Source organism: Saccharothrix obliqua (genome assembly GCF_019375475.1).
In the GTDB taxonomy this organism is placed as follows: domain Bacteria; phylum Actinomycetota; class Actinomycetes; order Mycobacteriales; family Pseudonocardiaceae; genus Actinosynnema; species Actinosynnema obliqua.
In genome coordinates, this window is sequence record NZ_JAHXGQ010000020.1 from 18,755 (window position 1) to 39,300 (window position 20,546).

Consider the following 20,546-nt stretch of genomic DNA (forward strand, 5'->3'; position numbering starts at 1 on the left):
CGCGGTAGGCCGGGTCTGGCACTCTCCACACCGTGCGCCGAGCCGAAGACCGACCGTCCCGCCGCGCGTTCCTCGGCGTCACCGCCACCGCGCTGGCCGCCGGCGTCACCGCGGGGTGCGAACCGGGCGGCTCCCGCCCGGACGGGCCCGCGCCGGTGTCGCCCGTGGGACCTCGGCAGGCGGGCGTGGTGCTACCCCGCGAGGCGCAGCCCAACCTGCTGGTCCTGGTGGCCGACGTGGACGACGGGGTGGCGGTCGGCCCGCTGCTGGCGGGGCTCGGCGAGGCCGTCCGCGGGCTCGTCGCGGGCACCGACGCGCGACTGCTGGGCCTGCCGCCGGGCGACCTCACCGTGACGATCGGGGTCGGCCCCCGGCTGGTGCGCGCGGTCGACCCCGCCCTGCCCGGCGCGACGGACCTCCCGCCGTTCGCCCACGAGCGGATCGAACCGCGGGCGCGTGGTGGCGACCTGCTGGTGCAGGTCTGCGCGAGCGACGCGGTCGTGCCGCCGGTGGTCGCCGCCGCGCTGCTGGACCGGGCCGGTGCCGGGGTGCGCGAGCGCTGGCGGCAGACCGGTCGGCGTGGTTCGGCCGTTCCGGTGAAATCCGCGGTCACCGCGCCGCGCAACGTGTTCGGCTTCATCGACGGCATCGTCGGCCCGCACGCGGAGGCCGAGCAGGAGCGTGACCTGTGGCTGCCCGGACCGGCGCCGGTCGCCGGCGGCACGATCGCCGTGATCCGGCGCATGGAGCTGGATCTGCGGCGGTTCGCGGCGTTACCCGTCGCCGACCAGGAGGCGGTGTTCGGGCGGAGCCGGAGCACCGGCGCGCCGCTCTCCGGCGGGACCATCGCCGCCGACCCGGACCTCGGCGCGAAGACGCCGGACGGGCGTTACCTCATCCCGGCCGACTCCCACGTCCGGCGGGCGCACTCCAGCGTGGTCGGTGTCGGCCACATGCTGCGCCGTTCCTACAGCATGGACGAACCCGCGCCCGGTCTGCTGTTCATCAGCTTCCAGAACGACATCCGGACGTTCACCAACACGTTGACGCGCATGGACAACAGCGACGCGCTGCTGCCGTTCACCACGACGACGGCCAGTGCGACGTTCCTGGTGCTCCCCGGCTTCTCCCCCGAACGCCCGCTCGGCTCCACGCTCTTCCGGTAGGGCCGGTCCTCGAAGCCGGAGCGCGGCCCGACCGCCCCGCCGGCGCAGCGAGGACGGCGGTCGGGCGGGGCGCTAGAGCGCCCCGGTCTCGTAAGCACGCATCAGCGCACCCTCCCGAGTGGACGCACCGAGCTTGCGGTAAGCGCTTTTCATCTGCGTGCGCACGGTGTTGACGGAAACGACGAGCTTACGCGCGACCTCCGCGACGGTCAGCCCGGCGTCCAGCTCGGTGAGCACCACCTGCTCCCGGTTGGTCAGCTCGACCAGCTCGACGCGGTCCGGGAACACCGGCCGGGCGCGGGCCAGGCGGTGCGCCGCCTCGTCGGACAGGGGCAGGTCGCCCAACCGGATCACCTCGTCGCGGTCGGCCGGGGATAACGACGCCAGCGAGAGCACTTCGTCCGGCGTGCGCAGGCGCCGAACGGGCAGGAGTGTCCGGCGTGCCTCGTCCCGGTCGCCCATGCGCAGCGCGGCGATCGCCTTGAGCAGCAACATCTGCCGTGCGTCCCGGCGGGACGTGGTCTCGTGCCAGGACGTGCGCGAGGCCATCGCGCGCACCGCCTCGTACTCGCCGTTGAGCAGCCTGAGCCGGGCCGCGGGCAACGCCGACCACGACGCCTGCGCATCCGCCTCCTTGATCAACCGCAGGGCGCGGGTGGCCTGGCCGGTGGCGATCAGCAGCTCGACGTGGGCGCGCCGGACCACCTGGGCGGCGGTGCCCTGCGCGACGAGTTCGGGCGCGTGGTTGAGCCGGAGCACGCCGAGGTGGGCCAGCGACGTGGCCGGGTCGCCGAGGTGCAGCCCGTGCGCGAACACCAGCGCCGCCACGAACGGCCAGACCTCCAGCTGCCCGGTGCCGTCCCCGGTTTCCTCCAGGCAGCGCGCGAGCCCGCTCCTGTCGTGGCGGTCCAGCGCGTCCCAGCCCTCGGCGATCGTGCCGCCCGCGGTGAGCAGGAACCGGACCCGCTCGGAGGGCGGTTCGACACCACGCACCCGGTCGAGCCACTGGCGGGCGAGCGCGCCGTGACCGAGGTGGCCGAAGATCATGGCGAGGTTCGCGGCGGCGTTGAGGGCGGTGGCCGCCGTGCCCGGTCCCACGGTCGCCCGCTCGTACGCCTGGCGGTAAAGCTCCACCGCGGCCGGGAAGTCGTCCATCAGGGAGCGGGTCAGTCCACGTTGCACGGCGAGCCACCCGGGGTGCGCCACCACGTCGGCGCCGGGCAGCGAGCTGAGCTGCGCCGCGCGGGTGGACAGGCGCTCGCCCAGCTCCTCGGCCTCGGCGCAGGCGCCCTTCATGCGCAGCCCGATCATCGCCGCGGTGCCCACCGCGACGAGCGTCGCGGCCGACGTCTCGCGCGCGATGTCCATCGTCGCCGCCAGCCGGGTGCCGAGTTCCGCGTAGTGGCGCAGGAATGGCCGCAGTTCGCGGACCTGGAGTTCGTCCATCGCGTAGTAAGCGCCGGTCCACGAGAGCATCAGGCGCGGGCGGGCGCGCAACTCCTCGTCCGGCACCTGGCTGAGCGCCGAGAGCAGTCGGCCGGCGAGTTCGCCCTCGGCGGCGAAGACGTACCGGTCGCACAGCACTTCCAGCGCGTTCCAGTCGCGTTCCGCGACGATCCTGGTCAGCGTTTCCGACAAGTCGGCCGCCGGCACACGAGCGGATTGCGTTCTGTGCGGCACCGTCTACGCCCCTCCCCGAGCCAGGCCGATGATTCTCGCAGGTGAGGTGTTCGGGGGTCGCACCCCCCGCTCACTCCGCGTGAACAGAACATCACCCTGGCACGCAGACGCAGCAGTCGTCATGCCCGACAACCAGGTGAACTTGCGTGCCATCAGGGGGAATCTGACTCGTGCGTTCCGAGCACCCCTCATAACCGGCTCCGCGATTCCCGCACCCACCAGCGAAAACGGCCGGAACGCGGCCCGGCGGATTCACCACACCGGCCGAACCCGACCCGCGTTCCGGCCATTCCCCGGATCAACGCCGGGTGTCAGAGGCACGTCCAGCAGTAAAGCAGCTCACCCGCCTCCCGCGCCCGCCGCGCGAGCGCCGACAACTCACCCGCCAACTCGGCCAGTTCCGGTCCGGACCACATGACCTCCTCCGACCGGGACCACCGCTCCCCCAGTCCGGGCAACGCCGCGTCCGGCACGTCCGCCAGCACGTCCCGGGTCGCGGTGTCCAGCTCGAACACCCACGGACCCTCCAGCCACGGGTCGTCTTCGACGTACACGCCCCGTTCGGGCTTCGGCGTGGTCGGCCACACCGCGCGCTGCCCCACGACGCCCGGCTCCCACGGCACGTCGCGCACAGCCGCCACCAGGATGCCCAGGACCACGACCGGGTCGATCTGCTTGGCGGACACCCCGTCGAACCCCGGCTGCCACCCGTCGAGCGGGTGCAGGTCCTGCTCCACCACCCGCACCACGTCCGCCGCGTCGGCCGCGCGGAAGTAATCGGTCAGCACACCCATGTCGTCGTCTCCTCCGAACCGCGTCCGTCCGGAGTGGATAGCCCCGGACCTGCGGTCGAGTACACCAGACGACACCGACAAAACCGCTCGCGCGCGTCATGGCCCGCACACCGCCGAGGTCGACCTCCGGCAACGCCACCGCACCGCCGACCACGCCGGGCGGCGTGGTCGGCGGTGCCCGGAACCACGCCACGACGCGGACCCGCGGCGAACCCGGCTCAGTCCCGGGCGCGGGACATCGACCGCACCCGCACGTGCGGCGGGCTCAGGCGGAACCCGACGCCGCGGACGGTGCGGATCCACTCCCGACCCAGCTTGCCGCGCAGCGAGCTGACGTGGGTGTCGATGGTGCGGCTCGCCCGGCTGTTGAGCGCGTGCGGTGTGGTGTCGTGCCAGATCTCCAGCATCAGCCTCGGCCGGGTCACCACGGTGTCGGAGCGCTCCGCCAGGTAGAACAGGAGGTCGAACTCCTTGCGGGTCAACTGCACCGGGCCGCCGTTGAGCTTCACCTCCCGGGATACCGGGTCGATGCACAGCGAGCCGATGGACAACTTGCCGGTCTCCGGGCACTTCAGGCGCGCGCACCGCGACCCGCCGCGCTCGATCCGGCGCATCACGGCCTCGATCCGCGCCTGGAGTTCCCGCACCCCGTAAGGCTTGTCGAGGCAGTCGTCCGCACCGGCCTGGAGACCCAGCACCCGGTCCAGCTCCGCGCCCCGCCGGGCGAAGGCGATGATCGGCTTGTCGCCGGCCGCCCTGATCCGGCGGCAGACCTCCAACCCGTCGATGTCGGGCAGGTTGATGTCGAGCAGGACGATGTCGGCGTCCTCGTACACCTCCAGTGCCACCGCGCCGGTCCCGACGGTGGTGATGTCGTGACCGTAGCGCTGGAGTTCCGAGGCCGGCGAGTGCGTCGCTCCCTCCTGTTCCTCGACCAGCAAGATCTGCATGTGACCCCCCATCACGCGTTTCCCGACCGGGCGTTCCGGCATGGCGCAGCCGGGCGGAATGCGCCGGTCGGCTGTCGTCCCGGATCGTGCCGAGGTGCGCGCACTACCCCCCGTCAAGCCACTCGAGAAGGAATTCGACGTCGTGCGACAACATCATCGGCGTATGTGCGGCTTTACCCAGTCCCCCTGTGAACACCCATCCTGGCTCGGCCGTCAAGAGTCGGCCGAACCGCCGCCCACGCTTTCCACGCACCGGGGGCGACCACGGGCGGGGGTCACCACACCGCGACCACCCCCGCTCCCGAACGCCTTCAGCGGTCCTTGTGCGCGATCACCAGGCTGTCGTCCCCGAGTCGGCGAGAACCCCCGTCGTCCGGCCGGAACCCCGCTTCGCGCAACCAGCCGTGACAATCCTCCACCGAGTATTCCTGACCACCGGCCGACCAGACCCGCATGCTGAGACCGGCCAGCAGGGAGTACAGCGGCGGGGTGCGGTCGCCCACCATCGGGTCGTAGACCACGACCGAACCACCCGGGTTGACGGCCCGGTGGACGTTGCGCAGCAACCGGACCCGGTCGGCGGGCGACCAGTTGTGGAGCACGTGGCCGAGGATCAGCACGTCGGCTGCGGGCAGCGGGTCGGTGAAGAAGTCGCCGCCCTGGAACGTCACGGAACCGTTGGTCTCCAACGTGGCCATGTGCCGGGTGAACACGGGCTCGACGTGCGGCAGGTCGAACACCACGCCCGACAGGTGCGGGTTGGCCCGCACCAGGTGGTGGGCCAGGTTGCCGCGCGCGCCGCCCACGTCGACGAACGTGTGGTAACGCGTCCAGTCCAACTCGCTCAACGCCACCGCCACATGCGTGTTGAACATGTCCATGCCGCTCAGGAACGAGTCGGCGAGTTCGTCGTCCTGGTACAGCGCCTCGTAGGGGCTGCCCGTCACGGCGGCCGGGTTGCTCGGCACGCCGGTGCGCAGCGTCCCGCTCAGGCCGTTCCACGCCGGGTTCAGCTCCCGGTCGCAGAACAGCAGGTACCCGCCGATGTACTCCGGTCGGCCGTGCACCAGGTACCGGTCGGCCACCGGTGTGTTGCGGAAGACGTCGTCGACCAGTTCGAGCAGGCCCAGCCGGTGCAGCGCGAGCAGGAAGTCACGCGCGCCCGGCATCCGGAATCCCAGCTTCCCGGCGAGTTCCGCGGCGTTCGCCGGTGAATGCGACAGAAGCGTGAAGAGGTCGCTTTCGACGGCGGTCATCAGCAGCCTGGTCTGCCAATGCCCGGACACCAGGGCCATGATGTGCCCGACGTCCTGGCTTTCCGAAACCCGTACCGACTGCGAATTCACGTAGAGGCCCCCTCTGAATCGCGCACGCGGTGGCGCACCGCGCTGCCCCGTCTAGTCGACGCGTTCACGAGCCTAGGCCGGACACCCGGGCAGCCGCGGTCGACGCAGTTACAAGTTCTCGCAAAGAGTGCGCCCCGGCAAGGCCCGGCGCGCCCCCGGTTCGGCGTGGTGTCAGCGCGACAACGCGCGCAGCGTCAGCTCGTGCAGCCGACGCGCGGGCTCACCGGCGAAGTTGCGGTGGGCCAGGCTGATGGGCCCGCTGTCGGAGAACGCGCTCAGCGGCGCGGCCGGGGGGTGGTCGATGTGCTCGAGGACGCGCGCGGCGGCCTGCTCCACCGGTTTGCCGAACCGCTTCATCATCTCGATGTGGCCCAGCGTCGCCGCGTCGTACTCGCCGGCGAAGCTGGACGCGGTCGGCCCGGGGTTGATCAGCAGGTACCGGATGGCGTCGTGCGCCTGCGCGAACGCCGCGCCGAGCATGTCGTTGGCCAGGCCACCGGCGTGCATCATGGCGCCCACGCCGCTGTAGTCGCGGACGTGGTCGTAGTCGTCCCAGCGGAACTCGCCGAGGTCGCCGCCCGGTCCCCCGACGTTCGCCACCACCGGCGTCCGGGTCGACGCCGTCAGGCGGTCCGCGAGGCCGTGGCTGAGCAGGAAGCGGCTGAGGTACAGCAACGCGAAGTTGTACTCGAAACCCTCGGGGGTCACCGCCCGGGTCGACCGGAAGTGCCGCGCGCACAGCACCAGCACGTCGACCACCGGGTGCTCCGCCTCGACCCGCGCGACGACCTTGTCGTTCTCGGCGACGAGGCTGAGGTCCGCGCGCAGGAACGAGGCCGGCGCCCCGAGTCGCCGCGCCTCGTCGAGGAACGCCTGTCCCTTCCGCTCGTCGCGGCCGATCACGACCACGGTGTCACCGCGGCGGAGCAGGGCCGAGGCGATGCCCCGGCCGATCCCGTCGGTGCCACCGGAGACGACGACGGTCTTCATGTGATCTCCCCTCGTGGGGCCTCGGGCGCCGAGCGCTCCCCCTCGGTGGCGGGAGCCCCGAACGCGCGCAGGAAGGTGCGGACCGCGGCGACCGCGATGCCCTGGAGTTCCTGGTCGGCCAGGCGGCGGGTGCCGAACCGCGACCTCGACTCGATGGGACCCGAGAGCAGGGCGATGAACTGCTCCGCCGCCTCCACGGGCTCGCGCATGTTCAGGCAACCGGCCAGGGCGAGCCGCGCCAGGCGGTCGGCGAGGGCTTCCTCGACGCGGTTGGTGCGTGGTCCCCAGACCGCGTCGAGCAGCTCCGGGAACCGGGACACCTCCGCGACGACCAGCCGGCGCAGGGAGGAAGCGCGGTCGCTGCCGAAGTTGCGGGCCAGCCGCAGGGCCAGGTCCGTCAACGCCTCGCGCACGTCGCCGCCGGCGGTGACCAGGGACTCGACCGCTTCCAGGTGCTCGGCCAGTTCCCGCTCGGCGACGGCGGTGATCGAGTGCCGGAACAGCGTTTCCTTGTCGCCCAAGTGGTTGTAGACGGTCGGTTTGGCCACTCCGGCCTCCGCCGCGATCTTGCGCACGCACGCCCCCTCGAAGCCCGCTTGGGCGAAGACCACGAACGCGGCATCGAGGATCGCCCGCCGCTTGTCGATGCGCCCGCGGTGGGTGGTCCGACCTCGTGTGCTTGGAGCTGCCGTGTCCGTCACTCCCTCAGCCTACCCGAGCGCCTCTCTTATTGAACTCTGCGGTTCACTTGTCTGGACTTGCTTGTTGCACCGTAGCACGAGGCGGCTCTACCTTGAACTCGTCGGTTCAAGTTCTTGGCCTCCAGAGAGAGATCCATCATGACGCACGCGCCGTCCGACCGGACGGATGCCACATTGCTGGTCCAGATCGGCGTGGTCCTGCTCGGCGGGATCATGGGCATCCTCAACAGCTCCATGGTCACCGTGGGCAACCACGCCATCGCCACCCAGTTCGGAAGCTCCGTGAGCACGCTCGGCTGGGTGTCGACCGGCTACCTGTTGGCCCTCACCGTGACGATCCCGGTCACCGCGTGGGCCGTCGACCGCGTGGGCGGCAAGCGGCTCTGGTTGGGCAGCCTGGTCCTGTTCCTGGCCGCCTCCGTCGCCTGCGGGCTGGCGTGGGACATCGGCAGCCTCATCTTCTTCCGCGTCGTCCAGGGCATCGGCGCGGGCGTGCTCGACCCGCTCGTCCTGGTGCTGCTCGCCCGCGCCGCCGGGCCGGCGCGGGCCGGCCGCGTGATGGGGCTGATGGGCCTGGTGCTCTCGCTCGGCCCCGTGCTCGGCCCGGTGCTCGGCGGCGCGGTCCTCCAGGGATTCGGCTGGCGTTCGATGTTCATGATCAACCTGCCGATCATCGTGATCGCCTTCCTCCTGGCGCTGCGCTTCGTGCCCGAGGACCAGCCCGGCGCGGAGCAGCACCGCGACCGGCTCGACGTGGTCGGCCTGGCACTGGTGGGTCCCGGTATCGCGCTGCTCGTGCTGGCCTTGTCGCAGGCGGCCGAGCGCGGCGCGTTCGGCGCCTGGCAGGTGGTGGTCCCGTTGGTGCTGGGGCTCGTGCTCGTGGTCGGCTACGGCGTCAAGGCGCTCGGCGCGCGCAAGATCCCCCCGCTGGTGGACCTGAGGTTGTTCCTGCACCGCGGTTTCACCGTCAGCGTCGCGGTGATGGGCTTGTCCGGCATCGCGAACTTCGCCGTCTTCTTCGCCTTACCGCTGTACTACCAGAAGATCCACGGCACCGGCGCGTCCGAGTCCGGTCTGCTGATCGCACCGCTCGGGCTCGGCGCGGCGGCGGCCATGCCGCTGGCCGGCCGGCTGTCGGACAAGCTGGGCTCGCGCACCCTGGCCGTCGCCGGCGCTTTGGTGGCCCTGGTCGCGGTGTTCGGGTTCACTCAGATTGACGGTGACACCAACCAGTTGTGGACGGTGGTCGCCGGTTTGGCCAGCGGCCTCGGCATGGGCTTCGTCGGCGCGCCCGCCATGGGCGCCATGTACCGCACGTTGCCGCCACACCTGGTGCCACAGGGCAGTTCCGTGCTCTACATGCTCAACCAGCTCGGCGCGTCGGTCGGCATCGCCGCCGCCGCGTTCATCCTCCAGACCGTCGGCTCGACCACGATCGGCGGCTTCCACGCGACCTACTGGTTCGCGTTCGGCGCGACCGTGGTGGTGCTGATCGGCGCGCTGCTCATCTCCGACCGCGCCACGCCCACCGGCGGCGACCGCCCCGTGGTCGAGGAGCGGGAGCCCACCGCGGGGTGAGCCGCGCGGCGCGCCGCCGTGAGTGCTCCGGTCGCCCCTGGCCGGAGCACTCACGGGGTGCCGAGCACGACAGGGCAGAAAACCTGCACGACTTCACACGATCTTGTGAGAGCAGCCCTGTCCCGGGTCCGCCGCTGCGCCGACGATGGAGCGTAAGCCGATCGCCGCCACGCCGTGAGGAGTCCGACATGCCCGTCGAAACCGGTGCGTTGCCCACCATCGACCGACCCGACGTCGACACCGTGCTCGTCAGCGTGATCACCACCCCTGAGCCCGATGTCCAGCGCCACGTGGCCGATGCCGTCGCGGAGCGGTGGCGAACCGCGGCCTGGCCGGGCGACCTGCTCGCGCTGACCTGCTTCCGCTCGACCGACGGCGAGGCGGTGCTGGTGTACTCGCAGTGGGGCGCGGAGGCGTCCGCGCGCGCGTTCGCCGACGACCCGGCCGGTGTCCTCGGCGACCGGCACGTCCCCGGCGCCGCGACGCCGGAGTCCGTGCCGTTCCGCCTCTACCGGGTGGTCCGCGGCTCCGCCGTGACCACGCCCGCGCCCGTGCCCACGTGCTTCCCCGTGGCCACGTTCACCATGGCGGAACCTGAACGGGCACGGGCCTGGGTGGACGGCTTGCTGGCCGCCGAGGAGGACGCGGAGGGCGCCGATCGCGCCTACCCCGGCGCGCTCGCGGCGAACTTCCACGTGAGCGTGGACGGCGGGGTCGTCCTGGTGCTGTCCGAATGGGTTTCCGAGGCCGAGGCGGTCGCGCACATCGAGCAGGTGTGGGAACCGATCCTCGCCGGGATCGGCGACGGCGACGTGGGTCGCCGCTACCGCCACGACGTCACGTTCACCGCGCCGGCCTGAGCGCGGGTGCCGCACTGGAGGCGGTAGCGGCGGAAGCCGATCGGCCGCACACCGGGCAGGCTGGTGGAGACGCGCAACGTCATCGCCCGCGTCGAGCCCTCCAGGAACGCGGAGTGCCCCTCCTCGGAGGTCCACTCCGCGTAGTTCAACACCCTGGAACCGTCCACGCTGACGTGGAAGTGCGCGGCCAGCAGGCCCGGGTGCCGCGTGGCGGGCGTCCCGTCGAGCGCGTCGGCCAACGAGTCGACGATCAGCGCCTGCCGCTCCGGTCCGTCGACGTCGAAGGTCGCCACCACGACGCAGCCCGGTGGCCGCACCGCCGGCGCGACGACCACGCTGCGCCGCAACCGGTACTCGACCGTCGCCGCGCCGGGCAGCCCGGCGAACGGGCGGTGCGCGGCGGAGTCGGCGCACTGCGCGTACGCCAGCACCGCCTCGCCCTCGCTGTCCAGGTAGCCGCTCGCGTGCAGCAGCCCCCGCTGCTCCTCCCACCGCGCCACCGCACCCGCCAGCACCGCGAGCCCGGTCTCCCGGTCGGGGACGTGCCGGTGGCTGACGAACACGGCCGCCGCGTCGTCACGCCGCACATCCGGTCCGATCCACGTTCTCACACCCATCACGCACATCCCTTCACCGTCTGCGTTGTCCCGGTCCGCGCCCAGCGCAGTTCCCGACCCCACCACGCCAACACGTCCATCAGCGCGCTCACCGCCTCGACGTGGCCCGCCAGTGCCTCCGAAGTGGCACCAGTGACCTCCACCGCGCCCGCGACCACCGCGTCGACGCCACGCATGACCTGTCCCAGGCACGCCACGGCGTGCCCGCCGCCGTAGGAGACAAACCCGACCGGCTTGCCGGCCCACCGGTCCGCCGACCGCTCCACCGCGTTCTTCAGCTCGGCGGTCATGCCGCCGTGGTGGTCCGCCGTCACGACCACGACCGCGTCCGCCTCCGCCAGCCTGGTCGGCAGCGCGTCCCGGGTGACGGGCGAGCGGGCGGGGCCGCGGGGTGGCGGGTGATCCGCCAGGTCCACCAGGCGGGCGTCCACGTCGGACCGCACCTCAGCCCAGCCGGCGAGCCACTCCGCGACGGCCCAGCCCGCGCGCCCGTCCCCCGCACCGGCGAGCAGCAGGGTCAACGTCGTCTTCTCACGGGGCACCGAGTTCCTCCCGTCCATGGTCACGAGTACCGTCCACACCGGACTGCGGGCGACCGCGCCGCACCGGTTTCCGCGCCCAGCGGCGCATGACCGGGGTCTCGACGAAGGTGAACAGCAGCCAGCCGCCGGCCAGGTTCACCGCCAGCAGCCCGAGCAGGACCGCGGTGCCGACCGGGACGCTGAAGAAGGTGTCCGCCCCGAGCAAAGGCCGCAGGCAGTACAGGAGCACGCCCTGGCAGATGTAGAAGCCGAACGACAGGTCGCCCAGCCGCCGCATCAGCGGGCTGCCCAACCAGGACCGGCGCCCGCGCGCGTCGGCCGCGGCGACCGCGGCCACCAGCAGGCCGGCGGGCACCAGCGGCGCCACCGCGAACTGGAACTCCAGCGGCAGCGACTGGGACACCGCGTAGCCGAGCACCACCGCGACGACGGCGCCCTTCACGCCGAGCGGCAGCCGGCGACCGGTCATGACGATCCGCGCCAACACCATGCCCAGGCCGAACGTCAGCAGTTGCGTGGGCGGGAACACGAACCCGGCCCAGAACCGCGGCACCGACACCGACGACCCGAACAGCCCGGGCGCCTCGGGCAGCAACGCCGCGGCCAGGAACGGCACGGAGACCGCGGCGACGACCACCGCCCCGGCACACAGCCACAACCGGCGCTCGGGCAACCGCCGCACGAGCACCACCAGCAGCGGGAACAACGCGTAGAACAACAGGTCGCAGCACAGCGCCCAGGACGGCTCGTTGACGCTGAAGAACACCGCGAACGACGGGAAGAAAGCCTGGACCAGCAACAGGTTCGGCAACCACGACGACAGCGGCGTGACCGCGCCGGCGTAGAGGACCATCGTCAGCACCCACATCACAACGTGGTTCGGGTAGAGCTTCAACGCACGTCGCCGCCAGAACGCGGTCGGCCGCTCACCGGGCCGCGCCGACCACGTGATCACGAAGCCGGTCAGCACGAAGAAGAAGACCACCGCGGTGTACCCGACCGGCATGAGCACCCATGCCAACGCCCGGTTCAGCTCCGGGTCCGCGTAAGGCGTCAGCGGCCCGTGGGGCGGGATCGGTGACGCGGATACCATCACGTGGTTGAGGAAGACGATGACCGCGGCGACGAAACGCAGCCCCGCCAACGAAGGCAGCACGGGCAGCTTCCCGGTCGCGTCCCGGGCCGGGGTCGTGGTCACCACGACAGCACCTGCCCGGTGGCCGTGCCGTTCTCGCCGAAGAAGGCGGCGGTCGGTCCGTCCTCGCCGAGCGTGGCGAGCAGCACCGGCACGCGGGCGCCCTGCTCGGGGGTGAGCGTGCCGCGGTGGCCGTTGGCGTCGGTGGCGACGAAGCCCGGGGAGACGGCGTTGACCAGGATGCCGGTGCAGCGCAGTTCGTTGGCGTAGGTGACGGTCACGGCGTTGAGCGCGGCCTTGGAGGTGTTGTAGGCCAACATCACCGGGAAGTTCCCGGGCGGGAAGACACCGGTCGGGTCGGCGTTCGCGGCGGCGTGCGCCAGCGAGCCGAGCACGCTGCTGACGTTCACGATCCGGCCGGCGGGTGATCGGCGCAGCAGGGGCAGCACCGCGTTGGTCACCGTGATCACCCCCAACACGTTGGTCTCGTGCACGAAGCGCACGTCGGCGGCGGAGGTCTCGCTCGGCGGTGTCGGCGGGCCGCCCACGCCCGCGTTGTTCACCAGCACGTCCAACCGGTCCGACTCGCGCTCGATCCGGCGCGCCACCCGCTCGACCGACCCGGCGTCGGTCACGTCCAGGCGCACGAACCGCACGTCACCCGCCGCGGCGAGTTCGCGCTCCGCCGCCCGACCACGGGCCTCGTCCCGCGCACCCAGGTAGACCCGCATCCCGAGCCGCGCCAGGCGTTGCACAACCGCCCGCCCGATGCCCTTGTTCGCTCCGGTGACCAGAGCGACGCGCCCACTCACATCGATGCCCCCGGCCACCGCACGTCCGCGAGGCCGCCCCGCGACCACAGACCCACCCGCTCCGGCGACCGCGCCAACATGTCCGCTCACACCGACGCCCTCGGCCACCACACGTCCGCGCCCCCACCCCGCGCCGACAGACCCACCCGCTCCAGCGACCAGGCCGACGCCTCCCGCGACCGCGCGACCGCGCCCCCGCCCGCCGACGACGTGCCCGTCCACTCCGGTGCCGACAACCGTGGTTTCCATGATTCTCCGAACCGCTCCGAGGTGTGCGCCGAACCGGGCGCAAAACTCAGCCTATTTGCCCCGCCGCGATCCGCCCAACCGGTCACCGACAAGACTTCGAAAGAATCCCGACAGCGGAACGCAAGGCACGTCCAGCCACAAAACCCCAGGTCAAGCCCCCATGTGACGTTCCCGTGAGGCTATTGCGAAGATCTCCACAACTACTCCAGGAGTTGTTCAAGACACTTGCCAGGAGATGTCCCGAAGAACGTACCGTGAACCCGGACAATCAATTCACGAACCGGTCCGCGCGATTCCGCCGGGCCGTCGACCGGGAGGTCACCCGACGCATGAACGCCACGACGTACCAGGTCGGCCCGCTGGTCAGGGTGACGTTGCCGCACGGCGGTGACGCGTGGCTCGCCACCACCCACCGGGACGTCCGGGCCGTGCTGTCCGACCGCCGGTTCAGCCGGGCCGCGGCCGTGGGCACCGCCGCGCCGCGCGTCACGCCGGTCGACCACCAGGGCGGTTCACTGCTGGGCCTGGACCCGCCCGACCACACCAGGCTGCGCAGGCTGGCGGCGGGCGCGTTCACCGCCCGCCGGGTCGCGGCCCACCGGGCGGACGTCGAGGCCGCGGTCACGGCGCTGCTGGACGACATGGTCGCCGCCGGACCACCCGCCGACCTCGTCGCCGCACTGGCCTGGCCGCTGCCCATCGCCGTGATCTGCCGGGTGCTCGGCGTGCCCGTCGAGGACCAGGACCTGTTCCGCGGCTGGGCCGGCCGGCTGGTCGCGCTGACCGCCGACGACCCCGCCACCATCACGGGCGCACGGGGCAGTTTGGACGCCTACCTCGCCGATCTGGTCGCACAGCGGCGAATCCGCCCCGCGGACGACCTGGTGAGCGTTCTGGCGCACGCGGGTGACAGGGGCGACCGGCTCACCGAGGAGGAGCTGATCGCGTTCATCGTCACCCTGCTGATCGCCGGTTACGAGACCACCGCCGACCACATCGGCAACTTCACCCTGGCCCTGCTGTCCGAACGGGAGCGCTGGGACGAGCTGGCCGCCGACCCGCACCTGGTGCCCGCGGCGGTGGAGGAGTTGCTGCGCCACACGCCGCTGGAGGCGGAGGTCGGCTTCTTCACCCGCGTCGCGACCGAGGACGTGGTGCTCGACGGGGGCGTGGTCCGCGCGGGCGAGGCCGTCATCCCGCGGCTCGCCGCCGCCAACCGCGACGCCGCGGTGTTCGACCACCCCGACCGGCTCGACTTCACCCGTGCCGTCAATCCGCACGTGGGCTTCGGGTACGGCGCGCACCACTGCATCGGCGCTCCGCTGGCGCGGCTGGAGCTGCGGGCCGTGTTCACGGCACTGGTCCGCCGCCTGCCCGGCCTGCGCCTGGCCGTGCCGGCCGATTCGGTGGAGCTGCTGCCCAACCGCACCATGCGCGGTCTGCGCTCGCTCCCGGTCGGGTGGTAGGCGGTGCCCGCCGTGTCGGTGCGCGTCGAGCACGGGATCGGCACCGTGTTGCTGGACCGGCCTCCGGTCAACGCCCTGGACCGGGACGCCCGGGGCCTGCTGCGCCTGGCGGCCGAGGAGATGACGCGGCGGGACGACGTGCGGGCCGTGGTGCTGCGCGGCGTCGGCCGGTTCAGCGCCGGCGCCGACATCGCCGAGATGGCCACCAGCACGCACGAGGTGATGCGCGTGCACGCGCCCGTGTTGCAGGCCGCGTTCGCCGCGGTGGCGGCGATCGGGAAGCCCGTGGTCGCGGCCATCACGGGCTTCGCCCTGGGCGGCGGCTGCGAACTCGCCCTGACCGCCGATCGTCGCGTCATCGCCGAGGACGCGACGATCGGCCTGCCCGAGGTGCGCCTGGGCATCATCCCGGGCGCGGGCGGCACGCAGCGGCTGCCACGCCTGGTCGGACCCGCGGTCGCCAAGGACCTGATCTACACCGGCCGCGTGGTGTCGGCGGCGGAGGCCCTGGCGATCGGCCTGGTAGACGAGGTCGTGCCCGCCGCCGACGTGGTCGCCGCGGCGACGGCATGGGCGGCACGCTTCGTCACCGACTCGCCTAAGCACGAGCCACCGCGTGCTTAGGGGGCGCGATGTCGTGCCGGGCCGGCCGATCGACCTGAAGCAGTCCTCAACTGTGGATGACCGCCTCGGCGGTCGACGTGATGGGCCGGGAGGTGTCCATCGGGCAACCGCTCTCCCACGAGTGGGGTCGCGGGATGCCGACCGCCCTCCCACCGGAGCGGCGGCGCCGGGGTGGAGAGGGGAGTCCCGACCGGCCCGCGCTGGTTGCTCATCGGCTCCACCGCGGCGGGTTCGGCGCGCGGGCACCGTTCCGGCTGGTGTGGCACGGCGCCCGCGCGGTCGACCTGGCACGTCCCCTGGGCGTGCTCGCGGAACACCACGTCGAGCAGCGGATCACTTCTCGGTATCGGACGCACGCGGCGGGCGTTCGGCGGACGCCCCGGGAGCCTTGGGCGCCGAGGTGAAGTCGCTCTTCTTCGGCGGGTTCTCCAGGTCCTCGTCCTTCTGGAGGGCGCTGTCCTCGGTCACCGTCGTGCTCGACTGCCGCATACCGGCGGACGCCGGTTCGGACACCGAGGCCGGGTCCTGGGCGTACCGGGACTGCTCGTCGGCGGTCGTCTGCGCGGTCTGGATGAACGTGCCGAGGAACCCCAGGATCGCCCGCGCCTCGGGTGACTGCTCCTGCACGACCTTCGACCGGGCGGAGGCACCGTGGATCGCGCTGCTGAACAGGCTCCCGTGGGTGTCGTCGTAGGTGTCGTCGTCGGCGTCCTCGAAGTCGACGCCCTCACCCGGCCGCGGCTTCGTGCCGTCGCGGGTCACCGAGAAGATCGCCGCTCCCTTGTTGGCGAAGTTGAAGATGTTCTCGAACACCATGGCTGTCCACCCCTGATCGTCGGGACCGGTCGCCCGGTCAGGGCGCCTTGTAGAGCGCTCGTTGGCTGTACGGCAGGTCCTCGCTGTCGAACATCGTGTGGTGCACGTCGAGGGAGGACACGACCTCCGCCCGTCCCTTGAGGCGGAAGTCGCCGCCGTTGACCAGGTCGATGTCGCCGATGTCGCGGGCGACCACGTGCTCCAGGCCGGGGTAGGCGGCGGGTTGCGGTGGCGACAGGACGGCCACCGGCACGGCGTACCGCACCGCGATGAAACCCGAGAACGTCACCGGGATCTCGTAGGTGTACTGCTTCCGCGTCCGCCGCTGCGTGGCGATGGTCTGCACCCGCGAGTTCGGCGCGACGTCGCCGGAGATCTGCGACGTCGACGCCCAGCTGGTGGTCAGCGAACCGCCGACGGACGCGGTGATGCCCAGCATCAGCTGCGCGTGCAGCTCCGCCGTGCCGGTGGCGCTGCCCTGGGTCGTGAAAGTCGTCCCGTGCGTCACCGTGTTCGTCGCGGCCGTCTCGCTGGCGTTGGCGTTGTCCACGCCCACCGAGTCCTTGCTGTTCTTGTTGGTCACGGTGTTCGCGTTCTTGTTCTGCATGCTGTTCTGGAGCTGCAACTGGAGCTGGTTCTGGAGCTGCAACTGCAACGACGCGCTGGCCTTCCCGCCGAACGTGAGCTGCGACTGCCCCTGGAGCGACCACGTGACCGCGTTGGACACGGTGAAGTTGACCGTGTCGGAGAACTTCAGCGGCGTCGTCTGGCTCCGGTTGACGTAGGTGCGTGACGAGAACGTGTCCGGTGGCGGCTGGTCGACGTCGCCCCGCTCCTCGACCAGCGGCTCGCCCAGGTGCAGGTAGGCGAGCCAGCCCAGTTGGGTGGCGGTGCCCTGGAAGTCGCCGAAGCTCGACTTGTTCACGGAGAAGCCGATGGGCTTGTGGCTGGTGCCGTACTGGTCCACGTAGACCAGGTCGGGGTGGTTCAGGACGGACTGCCAGGACTGCTCGATGTTGAGTTCCCGCAGATTGCGCTTGGTCAGCGGCTGTCGTTTTACCCGTTCCAGGTTGTACGTGTTCGCAGGCATTCCTCGACCCTCGCCCGATGTGGTGAAACCGTACTTGAGGAAGAAACTGAGGCGGCACGCACCCGTGATCGACGCTAGCACGGGTACGACGACGGGTACCAGCCGCGACCATGCTTCACACCGAATCGGCGGAACACACTCCCGGCGTTTGCACTTGATTGACGAAGAAAACACCTGCCTTCGCTTGTCGATCACCCGAATGACGGCTACCGGACCCGTTGTCGAGGTGTTTGCGCCGATCCTCCCGGCGTGTCGCGTGAGACCGCCGCGGCGCATTCGGCCGTTCGTCTCCGATTCCCCGCCGAACGAGTGAATTGCCTGGCCGTCGGCAGAGCCGGGTGCGGTATACCTGGTGACACCTGCTTGAGTGTCGGGTTTCGGCGGGTCCACGTCGGGCGTTCGCCGCGTTGTTCTCCACATCCGGAACAGGTGAGGTATCAGGGATGTACACCCAGGAACGCACGCCGCTCGCGAATCTGGTGGTCGGCGGCCCGGTGCCGGTGAACAGCCACGACAACGCCATTGTCGCGGCGCTGGTCGAGAACCGGCCGGTCATGCTCGTCCACGCTTTCAACGGCGGGTACCTCAAGCCCGTCAACCTGAAGGAGGACAGCCACGACCAGGGCCTCCAACTGGCCACCACCCTCGACCCGGACACCAAGGACCGGAACGGCCACCTCTGGCACATCACGCCCGGTGGTTTCTTCGGCCAGCGACCGCTGTACTTCCTCGAGAGCGCCGCCGGCCAGGTCACGGACAAACCGGACGCCACCGGTCGCGGTGACGACGGCACGCCGAAACCGCGGCGGCGGCGCATCACCGTCCACCAGGACGCGCCGAAAAGCCAGGCCGACGCGCTCCAGGTCGGGTTGCCGGGCAAGGTCGGCGAGAAGTGGCGCGGCAAGAACGGCGCTCCCGAGGACACCCAGCTCTGGGTGGTCACGGTGACGCCGTGGGGCGGGGTCACCTTCGTGCCGATCACCCACCCGGACGCGATTCTCGGTTTCAAGGACCACGCGGTGACGGCGAACAGCGAGGCCCGCGTCACCTACAACTGGGGCGGGGACTTCACGGGCACGGTCATCAACACCTTCTACCCGCGCCTGCCGAACGAGTGGGGTGTCCCCTACCACCACGTCCTCACGTAGGCCGCACCGAAAACCCGCCTGAAGCCAACGGCCCGGAAGGGGCATCAGGATGCCCGTGCCCACGGAAACCATCAAAGCAGAGATCGTGAACGCCGCCGCCAAGCGGGCCTTGGGCGTGGAAACGCCGTCGAGCGCGGACGGCGTCCTCATCGTCCGCGACCACCCGGACGGCGGCCCGAGCCCGGATCAGTGGCAGCTCGTCCCGGTCGCGCAGGCGAATCGGACGTACGTCATCCGCAACGCGCGCAGCGGGAAGGTGCTCGACAACCCCGGAACCGCGGACCGGAAAGTCCGCCAGTGGACCGCCAACAACGGGAAGAACCAGCAGTGGCGCGTCATCCCGGTGGAGGGCGAGGCGGACCTGTACCGCATCGAGTGCGTGAGCGACGGCGCCGTCCTCGACCTGGCCGATCCCGTGAACGACGACGGCACCCGGGTCACCCTGCGCAAGCACGACGAGGGCGCGGAGGGGCAGCGGTGGCGGTTCACCCCGGCCGCACCCGAGCGCGATTCCGAACCCGTGCTGCGCTGGACGCCGGTGAGCCACTGGAACGGCCGCCAGTCGTGGCGGCTGGCCCCCTCGACCACGCGGCGGCCCACGCCCGACGCGACGCCCTCCTTCAGCGACGCGCGGCTGGTCCTCGACCGCTTCGGCTGGGACGAGGGCGCCGGGAGCTGGCGGAGCGACGGGGTGTCCCGCCCGCCGAGCGGCGGCCCGGGTTGGCGGGCGGGGACCAGCCCGCGGTTCATCGCCGACGTCACGGGCCGGGGGCGGGCGGACATCGTCGCGCTCAGGTCCGCGAAGGGCGTCGTGACGGTGTCCGGCCGGGGTGACGGCACGTTCGAGGACGTCGAGCGCGTGCTGCTCCCGTTCACGATCGCGGTCAACGACGCGCGCCGCGAGGACCTGTGGTCCTTCGTGGACGTCAACGGTGACGGCAGGCTCGACGCCGTGGTGTTCCGCGCCGACGGCGTCCAGGTGTCCCGGCAGGACGAGCAGGGCAGGTTCGCGCCGATGGGCGCCGAGCCGGTCGTCCGGGCGTTCGGCCACGGCGACCCCGCCGGCGGGTGGCGCGCGGAGAAGCACCCGCGCTTCCTGGTCGACACGACCGGCGACGGCCGCGTCGACATCGTGGGGTTCCACGAGATCGGTGTCCGGGTGTCCCGGCAGGACGAGCAGGGCAGGTTCGCGCCGGTGGGCGCCGAGCCGGCACTCCGGGCGTTCGGCCACGGCGACCAGGCCGGCGCGTGGCGCACCGACAAGCACCCGCGCTTCCTCGTGGACACCACGGGCGACGGGCGGGTCGACATCGTCGGCATCCACGACAGCGGTGTCCAGGTGTCGCTCCAGGACGAGGCGGGCGCGTTCGCCGAACCCCGGCTCGTCCTCGCCGACTTCGGCGTCGACCGGGGCTGGCGCACCGTCGCGGAACACCCCCGGCACCTGGTCAGGACCACCGCCGGCGGGGCGCTGGACATCGTCGGCTTCGGGCCGCAGGGCGTGGTGGTGGCGCGCGGGAAGGGCGACGGCACCTTCGAGGAGCCGGAACTCGTCCTGAACGACTTCGGGCAGGCCCAGGGGTGGTCCGGCGAGAAGCACCTCCGACTGCTGGCCGACCTCACCGGCGACGGCAACCCGGACATCGTCGGCTTCGGCGACGAGGGCGTCTGGGTCTCCCCCGGCCGCGGCGGCGGCCGGTTCGACCAGGCCCGCCTGGTCTGCGGCGGCTTCGGCCACGACGAGGGCGCGGGCGGGTGGCGGGTCGACCGGCACCCCCGCTTCCTCGCCGACATCACCGGCGACGGCACCCTGGACATCATCGGCTTCGGCGGTCCGGGCGTGCACGTGGCCCGAAACCTGGCCCGCCGGTTCGTGAGCAGGTAGGCCGGGTCCCGCGGGCGGTCCGGGTCGACTTCCGACCGGGGCCGCCCGCCCGACACCTTCGGCAGTGCCCGTCGTCACAGCAGGTCCGAAGACGACA

20 protein-coding genes are annotated in these 20,546 nt (G+C 71.6%); 7 read left to right on the top strand and 13 right to left on the bottom strand.

Features of this window, described 5'->3' with window-relative positions:
- Positions 1-32: 32 nt before the first annotated feature.
- Positions 33-1,166 carry a Dyp-type peroxidase gene (locus KZQ38_RS34750; protein WP_219448273.1) on the top strand — a complete coding sequence of 378 codons (1,134 nt, stop codon included), beginning with the start codon at positions 33-35 and terminating at the stop codon, positions 1,164-1,166.
- A gap of 72 nt (positions 1,167-1,238) precedes the next feature.
- Here KZQ38_RS34750 and KZQ38_RS34755 read toward each other — a convergent pair whose 3' ends face one another.
- The 6 genes from KZQ38_RS34755 to KZQ38_RS34780 all read right to left on the bottom strand — a co-directional run bounded on the left by KZQ38_RS34755 (position 1,239) and on the right by KZQ38_RS34780 (position 7,627).
- Entirely contained in the window at positions 1,239-2,819 is a 1,581-nt protein-coding gene (locus KZQ38_RS34755; RefSeq protein ID WP_219448274.1) for a helix-turn-helix transcriptional regulator, read from the bottom strand.
- A 338-nt stretch (positions 2,820-3,157) separates the two neighbouring features.
- Positions 3,158-3,640 carry a hypothetical protein gene (locus tag KZQ38_RS34760; protein WP_219448275.1) on the bottom strand — a complete coding sequence of 161 codons (483 nt, stop codon included), beginning with the start codon at positions 3,638-3,640 and terminating at the stop codon, positions 3,158-3,160.
- Between the two features lie 218 nt (positions 3,641-3,858).
- Complete coding sequence (locus KZQ38_RS34765; RefSeq protein ID WP_219448276.1) at positions 3,859-4,590, bottom strand: response regulator transcription factor; 732 nt, start codon at positions 4,588-4,590, stop codon at positions 3,859-3,861.
- Positions 4,591-4,901: 311 nt separating this feature from the next.
- Positions 4,902-5,876, bottom strand: a complete 975-nt coding sequence (locus tag KZQ38_RS34770; protein ID WP_219448277.1) for a methyltransferase — start codon at positions 5,874-5,876, stop codon at positions 4,902-4,904.
- A gap of 231 nt (positions 5,877-6,107) precedes the next feature.
- Positions 6,108-6,926: an SDR family NAD(P)-dependent oxidoreductase gene (locus KZQ38_RS34775; protein WP_219448278.1), complete on the bottom strand. Its 819-nt coding sequence runs from the start codon at positions 6,924-6,926 to the stop codon at positions 6,108-6,110.
- Complete coding sequence (locus KZQ38_RS34780) at positions 6,923-7,627, bottom strand: TetR/AcrR family transcriptional regulator (RefSeq protein WP_219448279.1); 705 nt, start codon at positions 7,625-7,627, stop codon at positions 6,923-6,925. The genes KZQ38_RS34775 and KZQ38_RS34780 overlap by 4 nt, the downstream gene beginning before the upstream one ends.
- 138 nt (positions 7,628-7,765) lie before the next feature.
- Between KZQ38_RS34780 and KZQ38_RS34785 the strand changes: the two genes are divergently transcribed.
- Complete coding sequence (locus KZQ38_RS34785) at positions 7,766-9,205, top strand: DHA2 family efflux MFS transporter permease subunit (protein ID WP_219448280.1); 1,440 nt, start codon at positions 7,766-7,768, stop codon at positions 9,203-9,205.
- A gap of 188 nt (positions 9,206-9,393) precedes the next feature.
- Positions 9,394-10,065, top strand: coding sequence for a hypothetical protein (locus KZQ38_RS34790; protein WP_219448281.1), 672 nt, complete (start codon positions 9,394-9,396; stop codon positions 10,063-10,065).
- Here the strand turns inward: KZQ38_RS34790 and KZQ38_RS34795 are convergent.
- The 5 genes from KZQ38_RS34795 to KZQ38_RS36795 form a co-directional block, all read right to left on the bottom strand.
- Positions 10,029-10,682, bottom strand: coding sequence for an antibiotic biosynthesis monooxygenase family protein (locus KZQ38_RS34795; protein ID WP_219448282.1), 654 nt, complete (start codon positions 10,680-10,682; stop codon positions 10,029-10,031). The two genes, KZQ38_RS34790 and KZQ38_RS34795, sit on opposite strands and share 37 nt — an antisense overlap.
- A complete protein-coding gene (locus tag KZQ38_RS34800) occupies positions 10,682-11,224 on the bottom strand; it encodes an NAD(P)H-dependent oxidoreductase (protein ID WP_219448283.1) in 543 nt (180 codons plus the stop codon). The genes KZQ38_RS34795 and KZQ38_RS34800 overlap by 1 nt, the downstream gene beginning before the upstream one ends.
- Positions 11,214-12,425 (bottom strand): acyltransferase family protein, encoded by a 1,212-nt coding sequence (locus KZQ38_RS34805; protein ID WP_219448284.1) that lies wholly within the window; start codon positions 12,423-12,425, stop codon positions 11,214-11,216. The genes KZQ38_RS34800 and KZQ38_RS34805 overlap by 11 nt, the downstream gene beginning before the upstream one ends.
- Positions 12,419-13,171 carry an SDR family oxidoreductase gene (locus KZQ38_RS34810; RefSeq protein WP_308258737.1) on the bottom strand — a complete coding sequence of 251 codons (753 nt, stop codon included), beginning with the start codon at positions 13,169-13,171 and terminating at the stop codon, positions 12,419-12,421. The genes KZQ38_RS34805 and KZQ38_RS34810 overlap by 7 nt, the downstream gene beginning before the upstream one ends.
- Positions 13,172-13,257: 86 nt before the next feature.
- Complete coding sequence (locus tag KZQ38_RS36795; RefSeq protein WP_257902938.1) at positions 13,258-13,407, bottom strand: hypothetical protein; 150 nt, start codon at positions 13,405-13,407, stop codon at positions 13,258-13,260.
- Positions 13,408-13,749: 342 nt separating this feature from the next.
- Between KZQ38_RS36795 and KZQ38_RS34815 the strand changes: the two genes are divergently transcribed.
- Positions 13,750-14,886, top strand: coding sequence for a cytochrome P450 (locus KZQ38_RS34815; protein WP_219448286.1), 1,137 nt, complete (start codon positions 13,750-13,752; stop codon positions 14,884-14,886).
- A gap of 3 nt (positions 14,887-14,889) precedes the next feature.
- Positions 14,890-15,510: an enoyl-CoA hydratase/isomerase family protein gene (locus KZQ38_RS34820; RefSeq protein WP_219448287.1), complete on the top strand. Its 621-nt coding sequence runs from the start codon at positions 14,890-14,892 to the stop codon at positions 15,508-15,510.
- A gap of 333 nt (positions 15,511-15,843) precedes the next feature.
- On the opposite strand, the gene KZQ38_RS34825 is transcribed toward KZQ38_RS34820, so the two are convergent.
- A complete protein-coding gene (locus KZQ38_RS34825; protein WP_219448288.1) occupies positions 15,844-16,326 on the bottom strand; it encodes a hypothetical protein in 483 nt (160 codons plus the stop codon).
- 37 nt (positions 16,327-16,363) lie between these two features.
- On the bottom strand, positions 16,364-17,416 hold the full coding sequence (locus tag KZQ38_RS34830; protein ID WP_219448289.1) for a hypothetical protein: 1,053 nt from the start codon (positions 17,414-17,416) through the stop codon (positions 16,364-16,366).
- A gap of 443 nt (positions 17,417-17,859) precedes the next feature.
- On the opposite strand from KZQ38_RS34830, the gene KZQ38_RS34835 reads away from it, so the two are divergent.
- Together KZQ38_RS34835 and KZQ38_RS34840 are read left to right on the top strand one after the other, a co-directional pair.
- On the top strand, positions 17,860-18,564 hold the full coding sequence (locus KZQ38_RS34835) for a hypothetical protein (RefSeq protein ID WP_219448290.1): 705 nt from the start codon (positions 17,860-17,862) through the stop codon (positions 18,562-18,564).
- A gap of 49 nt (positions 18,565-18,613) precedes the next feature.
- Positions 18,614-20,449 (top strand): RICIN domain-containing protein, encoded by a 1,836-nt coding sequence (locus tag KZQ38_RS34840; RefSeq protein WP_219448291.1) that lies wholly within the window; start codon positions 18,614-18,616, stop codon positions 20,447-20,449.
- Positions 20,450-20,546 lie beyond the last annotated feature (97 nt).

Bases quoted from the DNA above. Each gene is read 5' to 3' on its own strand.
- KZQ38_RS34840 (WP_219448291.1), top strand. From the start codon at position 18,614: ATGCCCGTGCCCACGGAAACCATCAAAGCAGAGATCGTGAACGCCGCC.
- KZQ38_RS34825 (WP_219448288.1), bottom strand. From the start codon at position 16,326: ATGGTGTTCGAGAACATCTTCAACTTCGCCAACAAGGGAGCGGCGATC.
- KZQ38_RS34835 (WP_219448290.1), top strand. From the start codon at position 17,860: ATGTACACCCAGGAACGCACGCCGCTCGCGAATCTGGTGGTCGGCGGC.
- KZQ38_RS34775 (WP_219448278.1), bottom strand. From the start codon at position 6,926: ATGAAGACCGTCGTCGTCTCCGGTGGCACCGACGGGATCGGCCGGGGC.
- KZQ38_RS34795 (WP_219448282.1), bottom strand. From the start codon at position 10,682: ATGGGTGTGAGAACGTGGATCGGACCGGATGTGCGGCGTGACGACGCG.
- KZQ38_RS34765 (WP_219448276.1), bottom strand. From the start codon at position 4,590: ATGCAGATCTTGCTGGTCGAGGAACAGGAGGGAGCGACGCACTCGCCG.
- KZQ38_RS34830 (WP_219448289.1), bottom strand. From the start codon at position 17,416: ATGCCTGCGAACACGTACAACCTGGAACGGGTAAAACGACAGCCGCTG.
- KZQ38_RS34785 (WP_219448280.1), top strand. From the start codon at position 7,766: ATGACGCACGCGCCGTCCGACCGGACGGATGCCACATTGCTGGTCCAG.
- KZQ38_RS34815 (WP_219448286.1), top strand. From the start codon at position 13,750: ATGAACGCCACGACGTACCAGGTCGGCCCGCTGGTCAGGGTGACGTTG.
- KZQ38_RS34760 (WP_219448275.1), bottom strand. From the start codon at position 3,640: ATGGGTGTGCTGACCGATTACTTCCGCGCGGCCGACGCGGCGGACGTG.
- KZQ38_RS34790 (WP_219448281.1), top strand. From the start codon at position 9,394: ATGCCCGTCGAAACCGGTGCGTTGCCCACCATCGACCGACCCGACGTC.